The sequence below is a fragment of the Ideonella livida genome (assembly GCF_010499455.1).
Classification (GTDB): Bacteria; Pseudomonadota; Gammaproteobacteria; order Burkholderiales; family Burkholderiaceae_C; genus Ideonella; species Ideonella livida.
Map to the genome: position 1 here is coordinate 88,525 of NZ_JAAGOH010000018.1, position 9,612 is coordinate 98,136.

The 9,612-nt window shown below is 72.7% G+C and carries 9 protein-coding genes; 3 read left to right on the top strand and 6 right to left on the bottom strand.

What is annotated here, in order from left to right; genetic code table 11:
• Positions 1–16 precede the first annotated feature (16 nt).
• A complete protein-coding gene (locus tag G3A44_RS15085; protein ID WP_163458446.1) occupies positions 17–1,555 on the bottom strand; it encodes an amidase in 1,539 nt (512 codons plus the stop codon).
• Positions 1,556–1,667: 112 nt separating this feature from the next.
• Here G3A44_RS15085 and G3A44_RS15090 point away from each other — a divergent pair, with 112 nt between their 5' ends.
• The 3 genes from G3A44_RS15090 (at position 1,668) to dsdA (ending at position 5,383) form a co-directional block, all read left to right on the top strand.
• The gene (locus G3A44_RS15090) at positions 1,668–2,591 is read left to right on the top strand and encodes a LysR family transcriptional regulator (RefSeq protein WP_163458448.1); all 924 of its coding nucleotides are present in this window, start codon (positions 1,668–1,670) and stop codon (positions 2,589–2,591) included.
• Positions 2,592–2,732: 141 nt separating this feature from the next.
• Positions 2,733–3,995 carry an NAD(P)/FAD-dependent oxidoreductase gene (locus tag G3A44_RS15095; protein ID WP_163458450.1) on the top strand — a complete coding sequence of 421 codons (1,263 nt, stop codon included), beginning with the start codon at positions 2,733–2,735 and terminating at the stop codon, positions 3,993–3,995.
• A gap of 53 nt (positions 3,996–4,048) precedes the next feature.
• Positions 4,049–5,383 carry a D-serine ammonia-lyase gene (gene dsdA / locus G3A44_RS15100; RefSeq protein WP_163458452.1) on the top strand — a complete coding sequence of 445 codons (1,335 nt, stop codon included), beginning with the start codon at positions 4,049–4,051 and terminating at the stop codon, positions 5,381–5,383.
• 7 nt (positions 5,384–5,390) lie between these two features.
• Here dsdA and G3A44_RS15105 read toward each other — a convergent pair whose 3' ends face one another.
• The 5 genes from G3A44_RS15105 to G3A44_RS15125 all read right to left on the bottom strand — a co-directional run.
• Positions 5,391–5,822 carry a hypothetical protein gene (locus G3A44_RS15105; protein ID WP_163458453.1) on the bottom strand — a complete coding sequence of 144 codons (432 nt, stop codon included), beginning with the start codon at positions 5,820–5,822 and terminating at the stop codon, positions 5,391–5,393.
• 22 nt (positions 5,823–5,844) lie between these two features.
• Entirely contained in the window at positions 5,845–6,708 is an 864-nt protein-coding gene (locus G3A44_RS15110) for a fumarylacetoacetate hydrolase family protein (protein WP_163458455.1), read from the bottom strand.
• 108 nt (positions 6,709–6,816) lie between these two features.
• Positions 6,817–7,593 carry an SDR family oxidoreductase gene (locus G3A44_RS15115; RefSeq protein ID WP_163458456.1) on the bottom strand — a complete coding sequence of 259 codons (777 nt, stop codon included), beginning with the start codon at positions 7,591–7,593 and terminating at the stop codon, positions 6,817–6,819.
• Between the two features lie 43 nt (positions 7,594–7,636).
• Positions 7,637–9,073, bottom strand: coding sequence for an FAD-binding oxidoreductase (locus tag G3A44_RS15120; protein WP_163458458.1), 1,437 nt, complete (start codon positions 9,071–9,073; stop codon positions 7,637–7,639).
• A 37-nt stretch (positions 9,074–9,110) separates the two neighbouring features.
• A partial coding sequence (locus tag G3A44_RS15125; protein WP_163458460.1) for a TRAP transporter large permease subunit occupies positions 9,111–9,612 on the bottom strand: 502 nt, incomplete at its 5' end.

The window sequence follows — 9,612 nt, forward strand, 5'->3', positions numbered from 1 at the left end:
AGGCAGGGCGGCGGGCTCAGACCACGGAGGCGACGCCCTGCTGCGCGCCGGCACCGGCGGCAGGCCACTGCGGCGGCGCGGTGACCCCGCTGCGCAAGGCCGGATGGGCCGGGCGCAGGGCAGACAGATCGGGCCGCGGCCGGCCCAGGCCCGGGGTGAGGGCACCGGCCTGCTCCAGGCCCAGGGCCACCGCCAGCAGGCGGGCGTCGTCGCGGAAGCGGCCCACCACCTGCAGGCCAAAGGGCATGCCGGCCTCGTCCACGCCGCAGGGCAGGCTCAGCGCGGGCAGGGTGGTGAGCGTGACCACGTAGGTCAGCGCCAGCCAGCGGTAGTAGTTGGCCTGCGGGCGGCCGTCAATGGTGGCCGCATGCGGCTGCGTCCAGGGGAAGGGCGAGACCGGGGTGACGGGCGAGAGCAACACGTCGTAGTCCTGCCAGGCGGCCTGGAAGCGGCGCAGCAGGCGGGTCTGCTCGGCCTGGGCCCAGGCGCAGTCGGGCAGGCTCATGCGAGCGCCCATCTCGTAATTGGCGCGCGGGTTGGGCCCCAGGCTGGCCGGATCGCGGGCATAGGCGTCGCGGGTGCCGGCCACAAAGGCTTCGGCACGCAGCACATCGAAGCAGCGGTGGGCATCGCCCAGGTCCAGGCGCACCTCGTCACAGGCGGCGAACCAAGGGGCCATCGCGGCCAGGCGGGCGCGGAAGGTGCGGCGGACGTCGGGGTCCACATCGCACAGGCCGAAGTCCTCGGTCCAGGCCACCCGCAAGCGGCCCAGCTCGGCCGCACGCGGGGCCAGGAAGGCACCGGCGTCCACCGGGTAGCTCAGCGGGTCGCCCGGGTGGGCGCCCGCGGTGGCGGCCAGTTGCAGGCAGGTCTCCTCCACGGTACGGCCCATGGGGCCCACCACCGAAATGGGCGACCAGCCCAGCAGGCGCCGGGTGTTGGGCACCAGGCCGGGCGAGGGCCGCAGGCCGACCACCCCGCACTTGGCCGCGGGAATGCGCAACGAGCCGCCGGTGTCCGAGCCGGTGCACACCGGCAGCATGTCGCAAGCCAGGGCCGCAGCCGAGCCACCGGAGGAGCCGCCGGCGTTGAGGTCCGGATTGAACGGGTTGCCCGTGGCGCCCCACACCGGATTGAAGGTGTTGGCGCCCGCGCCCAGCTCGGGCACGTTGGTCTTGCCCACCACAATGCCGCCGGCCTGGCGCAGCCGGGCCACCAGTTCCGCATCCTCCGCGGGCACAAAGCTGCGGAAGTTGGGCGAGCCGAAGGTGGTCAGCAGCCCGGCAGTGGGCTCCAGGTCCTTCACGCCCACGGGCAGGCCGTGCAGCAGGCCCAGGGGCTCGCCACGCATCACCGCCTGCTCGGCCTGGCGGGCCTCCTCCAGCGCCTGCTCGAAACGGGTGGCCGTGACCGCGTTGACCAGCGGATTGACCGCCTCGATGCGGGCGATGCAAGCCTGCATCAGCTCCACCGGCGAGACGGCGCGCTCGCCGATCAGGCGGCGCAGCTCGGGGGCGGTGAGTTCAACCAGGGTGGTGGCGCGGGGGGAGGTCATCGGCGTGTCATGTAACGGGGTGCGGACACATCGTAGAAAGCCGACGGGCGGACCATCAATGGCCATTTTCGGAACCGTTCATTGCAAAATCCGCAAACCTAGGAGTTGCCCGATGCCACGCAAGACCGACCAGCGCGCCCTGCAGGAGACGGCCCTGCGCCACTTTCTGGAGGTGGCGCAAACCGGCTCGGTCACGGCCGCGGCCGAGCGCCTGCACGTGGCCCCTTCGGCAGTCAGCCGCAGCATCGCCCGGCTGGAGGAGGCGCTGGACACCCTGCTGTTCGAGCGGCGTGCGCGGGGCATGCACCTGAACTCCGCCGGCGAGCTGCTGGCGGTGCACGCCCGCCGCGCCTGGCAGGACATCGAGCGGGTGGTCGCCGAGATCGGCTCGCTGCGCGGGCTGCGCAGCGGCAATGTGCGACTGGCCAGCACCGAGGGGCTGGCCGCCGAGTTCCTGCCCCAGCTCATCGCTGGGTTCCAGCGGCACTACCCGGGCATCCGCTTCATGCTGGAGGTCTGCCAGCAGGCCGACATCCCGCGCCTGCTGCGCCATGGCGACATGGACATCGGCCTGACCTTCGGCACCAGCAGCGAGCGCGACATCCAGGTCGAACGCCGCCATGCCGCCCCCATCCTGGCGGTGGTGTCGCCCGACCACCCGCTGGCCAACCGTCGCCAGCTGGCCCTGGCACAGCTGGCCGGCCATGCGCTGGCCCTGCCCCCGCCCTCCTCCACCCTGCGCCAGCTCTTTGACATCAGTTGCACCCGGCAGGGCCTGAGCCACGACGCCGCGCTGCTGTGCAACCGGCTGGACCCGGCCATCGCCTTCGCCGCCGCCGGCGGTGGGGTCGCGCTGTGTGGCGAGCTGGCCATCCGCAGCCGCCTGCAGTCCGGCGCGGTGGTGGGCATCGCCCTGCGGGACCGGGAAATGAACGAGCGCCACTTCGAGGTGCAGACCCTGGCCGGCCGTACCCTGCCCAGCGCCTGCCGCGCCTTCCTCAACCACCTCAACGACCTGCTGCAGCAGGAACCCTGAGCCGCCGCTCCAAGCGTCCTGCCTTGCGTTTCACGCAAGGACCACTTCAAAAAATCGGCATCCACAGGACCATGGAGGGCCACAGAATGGGGCTTCGCCCCCCCCTTGGCCCCGCCACCACCCGCCTGCCGCGCCGCGCCCATGAGCTCCTCCTCCCCCCTCCGCCAGGACGTGCTGGTCCTGGGCGCCGGCATGGTCGGCGTGTGCACCGCCCTGCAACTGGCACGCCGCGGCCACCGCGTGGCCCTGGTGGACCGCCGCGGCCCCGGCGAGGAGACCTCCAGCGGCAACGCCGGCATCGTGCAACGCGAGGCGGTGGTGCCCTACGCCTTTCCCCGTGACTGGCCCAGCCTGCGCGACGCCGCCCTGGGCCGCAGCCCGGCGGTGCATTACCACCTGCGCGCCCTGCCCGCCCTGGCCGGCCCGTTGTGGCGCTACTGGCGAGCCAGCGCCCCGGCGCGCCATGCGCGCAGCGCGGTCGCCCACAGCGCCCTCATCCGCCACAGCCTGCAAGAGCACCTGGCCTTGGCCGACGAGGCCGGCGCCCGCCACCTGCTGCGACCCGGCGGCTACCACGCGGTCTTCCGCACGGCGCCAGCCTGGCAGGCTGCGGCGGCCGAGGCCCGCCGCCTGGCCGACGCCCACGGCCTGTCCCTCACCGTGCGCGACGGCGCAGCCCTGGCCCAGGCCGAGCCCGGCCTGCAGGCCCGCCTGGCCGGGGCCTTGCACTGGCAAGACCCTTTCTGCTGCCCCGACCCCGGGGCCCTGGTGCGGGCCTATGCGGCCCGCCTGCCAGCCCTGGGCGGCGTGCTGCTGCGCGGCGATGCCCAGACCCTGGCGCCACAGGGCCAAGGCTGGCAGGTGCAGACCGAGGCGGGGCCGGTGCAGGCCGCCCGGGCGGTGCTGGCCCTGGGCCCGTGGATCGCCCCCCTGGCCCAGCGCCTGGGCTACCGCCTGCCCCTGTTCGCCAAGCGGGGCTACCACCGCCACTTCCGGCAGGCCCCGGCCCTGTCGGGTCCGGTGCTGGATGCGGAACGCGGCTTGGTGCTGGCGCCCATGGCGCAGGGCCTGCGCCTGACCACCGGGGCCGAGTTTGCCCGCCTGGACGCTCCGCCCACGCTGGTGCAGGTGGCCCGGGCCACCGCCGCTGCCCGCGAGCTGCTGCCGCTGGACGACCCCCGGGAGGCCGAGCCCTGGCTGGGCCGGCGCCCTTGCACCCCCGACATGCTGCCGCTCATTGGCCCGGCGCCGCGCCACCCCGGCCTGTGGTTCCACGGCGGTCACGCCCACCAGGGCTTCACCCTGGGCCCGGTCAGTGCCCGGCTGCTGGCCGAGCTGATGGAGGGCGGCACACCCGGCCTGGGCGTGGACCCGACGCCCTACGCCCCCCAGCGCTTCCTCTGACCCTAACCCCGACGACAGGCCCGCCGCCTGCCCCGACCCACTGCCTGCGCCCCATGTCCGACCTGTCCCTGCCCAGCCCGGCCACACTGGCCACTGCCCTGTCCCACCCCCTGGTGCCCACGCTGCGCGCCGCCCAGCCGACGCTGTGGCGCAACCCGGCCCTGGCGCCCACCGCCACCGCCTTGGGCGACGTGGGCCTGGGCGCCGACGATGTGGCCCAAGCCAGCGCGCGGCTGCGGCGCTTTGCGCCCTACCTGGCGCTCAAGTTCCCGGCCACGGTCGCCGCCGGCGGGCTGATCGAATCCCCGGTGCAGGCGGCACCGGCGCTGCAGGCCGCGCTGGGCCCGGCCGGCGCGCCACCACTGCCGGGCCGGCTGTGGCTCAAGCTCGACAGCCACCTGCCCGTCTCGGGCTCCATCAAGGCACGCGGCGGCCTCTACGAGGTGCTGCACCATGCCGAACGCCTGGCCCTGGACGCCGGCCTGCTGCGCCAGGAGGACGACTACCGCGTGCTGGACACCCCACCGCTGCGCGCCCTGTTTGCCGCCCACCAGATCGCCGTGGGCTCGACCGGCAACCTGGGCCTGTCCATCGGGCTGATGGGGGCCACGCTGGGCTTCCGGGTCACGGTGCACATGTCGGCCGACGCCCGGCAATGGAAGAAGGACCGCCTGCGCGCCCACGGCGTGACGGTGGTGGAGCACCGCGCCGACTACGGCGCCGCCGTGGCCGAGGGCCGCCGCCAGGCCGAGGCCGACCCGCGCTGCCACTTCATCGACGACGAGAACTCGCGCCACCTGTTCCTGGGCTATGCCGTGGCCGCCGAACGGCTGGCCCCGCAGTTGGCGGCCGCCGGCGTGGTCGTGGATGCCGAACACCCCCTGCATGTGCACCTGCCCTGCGGCGTGGGCGGCGGCCCCGGCGGCGTGGCCTTCGGCCTGAAGCTGGCCTTTGGCGATGCGGTGCACTGCTGGTTTGCCGAGCCCACGCGCTCGCCCTGCATGCTGCTGGGGATGCTGACCGGGCTGCACGAAGGCGTGAGCGTGCGCGACATCGGCCTGGACAACGTGACCGCCGCCGACGGCCTGGCCGTGGCACGGCCTTCGGGCTTTGTGGGTCGGGCACTGCAGCGCCTGATCGACGGGGTCTACACGGTGGACGACGCGCAGCTGTTCCGTCTGCTGGCCCTGACCGAGGCCACCACCAGCCTGCGGCTGGAACCCTCGGCGCTGGCCGGGGTGGCCGGCATGGGCTGGGTGGCACCCACCCTGTCGCCGACGCTGGCCGCCGGGGCCACCCACCTGGCCTGGGCCACCGGGGGCAGCATGGTGCCCGAGGACGAGATGGCGGCCTACCTGGCCCGGGGTCGCGCGCTGCTGGACGGCTGAAGCCGCCTCAGCGCTCCAGCAGACTCAGGTCAAAGCCGGGGGGCGTGGCGCCCCCGGTGGCGCCGGGGCGGCTGTGTGCCCGCCAGCGCGCCACATCGGCGCGGATGCGCTGCAGACGGCTGGCCGGACAGGCCGCCAGCAGTGCCTCACAACGCTGGCTGAACGCCGCCGGCACGGGTGAGCCCAAGGCCACCAGCATCAGGTAGTGGCGCAAGGCCAGCTGCTGGTTGCCCCGCGCCAGGTCGGCCGCCAGCAGGCCCAGCAGAGCCCGCCGCCGCTCGATTTCCCCCGGGTCCAAGGCGCCCGGGGTCACGGGCCGCGGGGCCGCGCCACGCACCGCCCCGGCGCGCGCCGGCCGGCGTGCACCCGGCACCCAGTCGGGCAGGCCAGGCACGTCGGTCCAGCTGAAGGGATGGGGGGCGGGCGGAGTGGGGCTCATCCGGGGGAGGGGCGACGGCGCTTCAGCCGTCGATGAGGGCCGGATCCCAGGCGTGCACGGTCTGCCGTTGCTCGCCCAGTTTCTCAATGCCCAGGGTGATGACGTCGCCCGCCTTCAGGAACTGCGGGGTTGGCTTCTGGCCCATGCCCACGCCCGGGGGCGTGCCGGTGGTGATCACGTCACCCGGCTCCAGGGTCATGAAACGGCTGAGGTAGCTGACGATCTGCGCCACCGTGAAGATCATGGTGCGGGTGTTGCCGGTCTGCTTGCGCACACCGTTCACGTCCAGCCACATCGACAGGTTCTGCGGGTCGCCCACCTCGTCGGCCGTCACCAGCCAGGGGCCGATGGGGCCGAAGGTGTCGCAGCCCTTGCCCTTGTCCCAGCTGCCGCCGCGCTCGAGTTGGTACTCGCGCTCGGACAGGTCGTTGATGGTGCAGTAGCCGGCCACGTGCTTCAGGGCATCGGCTTCGGACACATAACGTGCCCGGGTGCCGATGACCACGCCCAGCTCCACCTCCCAGTCGCTCTTGACGGAGCCCTGGGGCAGCACCACCGGGTGGTGGCAGCCCACGGCGCAGCTGGCGGCCTTGGTGAAGACCACCGGCTCGGCCGGGGCGGCCATGCCGGCCTCGGCAGCGTGGTCGGCGTAGTTCAGGCCGATGGCGATGAACTTGCCCAGGCCGGCCCAGGGCACGCCCAGGCGGCCCTGGGCCACCACCGGCAGCGTGGCCGGGTCGAGGCTGGCCAGCGCGGCCAGGGCGGCGGGCGACAGCTGGGCCGGGCCGAGGTCGGCCAGCACCGGGCTGAGGTCACGCACGGTGCCGTCGGTGTGCAGCAGGGCGGGCTTTTCCTGGCCCTTGGGGCCGTGGCGGAGGAGTTTCATGGCGTGGAATGCGTCAGGGGGAGATTGTCACGGAATTGCGCAAACACCGGTCAAGGGCGGGCGCGTGATGCCGTGAAGGAAGGGCGAGGCAGACAGGTGCAGACGGGCTCAGATGGCCCAGCCGCCGTCGATGAGCTGGGTGGTGCCGGTGGTAAAGGCCGACTCGTCGCTGGCCAGGTACACCGCCAGGGCGGCGATTTCCTCCGGCTTACCCAAGCGGCCCATGGGCTGGCGGGCGTTGAACGCGGCCTGCACCGCTTCCAGCGTCTGGCCGCTGGCCTCGGCCTGGGCGGCCATGCGCTGCGCCAGCGACGGCGAGGTGACGGTGCCCGGGCAGATGGCATTGCAGCGGATGCCACGGGTCACGTAGTCGGCGGCCACCGATTTGGTCAGGCCCACCACGGCGGCCTTGGTGGCCATGTAGATGAAGCGGTTGGGCGCGCCCTTGAGGGCGCCAACGATGGAGGCCACGTTGACGATGGCGCCGCCGCCCTGGGCCAGCATGCCCGGCAAGAAGGCGCGGATGAGGCGGTATTGGGAGCGCACGTTGAGGTTGAAGGCGAAGTCCCACTCGTCCTCGGTGCTCTCCAGGATGCTGCCGGCGTGTACGTAGCCCGCGCCATTGAACAGCACGTTCACCGCACCGAACTCGGTGCTCACCTGGGCGGCCAAGGCGGCAATGGCGGCGCCGTCGGTCACGTCCAGCACATGGGTGGTGCAGCCGCCGCTGCCCAGCTCAGCCTGCAGCGAGGCCAGGGCCTGGGCATTCACATCGGTGGCGATGACCCGGGCGCCCTCGGCCGCAAAGGCGATGGCAGTGGCGCGGCCGATGCCCTGGCCGGCGGCGGTGAGGAAGGCGGTTTTGCCCGCCAAGCGTTGTGACATGAAAACGTCTCCTGAAATCGTGGGGGCGGCGAGGATCAGCCCCTCAGAGCACCTTGCCGGGGTTGAGCAGGCCTTGCGGGTCGATGGCGTTCTTGAGCAGGCGCATCAGGCCGATCTCTTCGGGCGAGCGGGCGTGGCCCAGCCATTCGCGCTTCAAGGTGCCGATGCCGTGTTCGGCCGAGACCGTGCCGCCAAACTCGCGCACCAGGCCGTAGACGATGGCGTTCACACCGTCCTTGGGTTGCTGGGGCGCCCCCGGCAGGTGGGCAATGATGTGCAGGTTGCCGTCGCCGATGTGGCCGTAGAAGAAGCTGTCGATCCCGGGGTAGGCCTCGGCGAGGGCGGCGCGGCAGCGGATCACGTAGTCCTCCATGCGCGCCACGGGCAGGCCCACGTCGTAAGCCAGGTGGCCGGGCCACAGCGGGTGGAACTCGCCCGAGGCGTCGCGCAGCGCCCAGAAGGCCTTGGCGTCGGCCAAGGACTGCGCCAGCGCCGCGTTGGGCACCACGCCGTCTTCCAGCAACTGGCCCAGCCAGGCCTGGAAGCGCTCCGCGTCCTGGGCCTCGTCGGTGCCCAAGGCCTCGACCAGCACATGCGCGCCGTAGGCGGTGGGATCGTCGGCAAAGGGGTTGCGGGCGCGGGGCGCGTGGGTGTTGGCAAACCGCCAGAACTCCGGCCACATCACCTCAAAAGCCGAGAGCTGCGGGCCCAGGTGCTGGCGGGCCGAGGCCAGCAGCGTCAGCACATCGGCATAGCTGTGGACCGCGCACAGCGCCACCTGGGTGGACGCCGGCTTGGGCGACAGGCGCAGCACCACACGGGTGATGACGCCCAGCGTGCCTTCGCTGCCAATGAACAGGTGCTTGAGGTCAAAGCCCGCGTTGTTCTTGATCATCTTGTTGAGGCTGGTGATGACCGTGCCGTCGGGCAGCACCACCTCCAGGCCCAACACCATCTCGCGCGCCATGCCGTAGCGGATCACGCGGTTGCCGCCGGCGTTGGTGGCCAAGTTGCCGCCGATGCTGCAGCTGCCCCGGGCGCCCAGGTCCAGCGGGCAGAAAAAGCCGGCCTCGCTGGCGGCCTGCTGCACCGCCTCCAGCGGCGTGCCGGCGCGCACCGTCATGGTGGCGGCGGCGGCGTCGATCTCCTCAATGCCCACCAAGCGCTCCAATGACAAGGCGATCTCCCCGCCGGCGGTGCGGGCCGCGCCGCACAGGCCGGTCAGGCCGCCTTGCGGCACCACGGCCACGCCGTGCTGGCTGCACAGGCGCAGCGTGGTGGCCACGCCGGCGGTGTCGGCCGGGCGCACCACCGCCAGCGGCGGGGCCGGCGGCAGGCCGCTGCAGTCGTTGTGGTTGCGCACCGGCGCATCGGCGCCGGCCAGCACGGCGGTGGGGCCCAGCGCGGCGCGCAGGGCGTCGATCAGGCCCGCGGCCTGGGCAAGGTTCAGGCCGCGGGCCTGGGGATGGGGGGTCGTCATCGGGGGTCTCCAGGCCGGGCGGGCGCCCGGCGCTCGGTCAGTGGGTCAGCCAGCGCGCCGGCACCAGCACCAGCGAGGGGAAGAGCACCAGCAGGAACATCACCGCGAACTGCGCGGTCATGAAGGGCAGCACGCCGCGGGTGACTTCGTCCATCTTCATCTTGCCCACGCCGGCCACCACGTTGAGCACCGTGCCCACCGGCGGGGTGATCAGCCCGATGGCGTTGTTCATGATGAACAGCACCCCGAAGTACACCGGGTCGATCCCCGCGGCCTTCACGATGGGCATGAGCACCGGCGTCAGGATCAGGATGGTGGGCGTCATGTCCATGGCCGTGCCCACGGCTATGACCAGCAGCATGATGGCGATGAGCAGCAGCGTGGGGCTGTCCATCAGCGGCTCCAGCAGGCCCACCATGGCGCTGGGGATGTCGGCCACCGTGATCAGCCAGGCGCTGACCATGGCCGCGGCCACCAGGAACATGATCACCGCCGTGGTCTTGGCCGCGCTCACAAACACCTCGTGCAGCGCCTTCAGG

Excerpts from the sequence above, each read along its gene's own strand:
- G3A44_RS15085 (WP_163458446.1), bottom strand. The coding sequence starts at position 1,555 with ATGACCTCCCCCCGCGCCACCACCCTGGTTGAACTCACCGCCCCCGAG.
- G3A44_RS15090 (WP_163458448.1), top strand. The coding sequence starts at position 1,668 with ATGCCACGCAAGACCGACCAGCGCGCCCTGCAGGAGACGGCCCTGCGC.
- G3A44_RS15095 (WP_163458450.1), top strand. The coding sequence starts at position 2,733 with ATGAGCTCCTCCTCCCCCCTCCGCCAGGACGTGCTGGTCCTGGGCGCC.
- dsdA (WP_163458452.1), top strand. The coding sequence starts at position 4,049 with ATGTCCGACCTGTCCCTGCCCAGCCCGGCCACACTGGCCACTGCCCTG.
- G3A44_RS15105 (WP_163458453.1), bottom strand. The coding sequence starts at position 5,822 with ATGAGCCCCACTCCGCCCGCCCCCCATCCCTTCAGCTGGACCGACGTG.
- G3A44_RS15110 (WP_163458455.1), bottom strand. The coding sequence starts at position 6,708 with ATGAAACTCCTCCGCCACGGCCCCAAGGGCCAGGAAAAGCCCGCCCTG.
- G3A44_RS15115 (WP_163458456.1), bottom strand. The coding sequence starts at position 7,593 with ATGTCACAACGCTTGGCGGGCAAAACCGCCTTCCTCACCGCCGCCGGC.
- G3A44_RS15120 (WP_163458458.1), bottom strand. The coding sequence starts at position 9,073 with ATGACGACCCCCCATCCCCAGGCCCGCGGCCTGAACCTTGCCCAGGCC.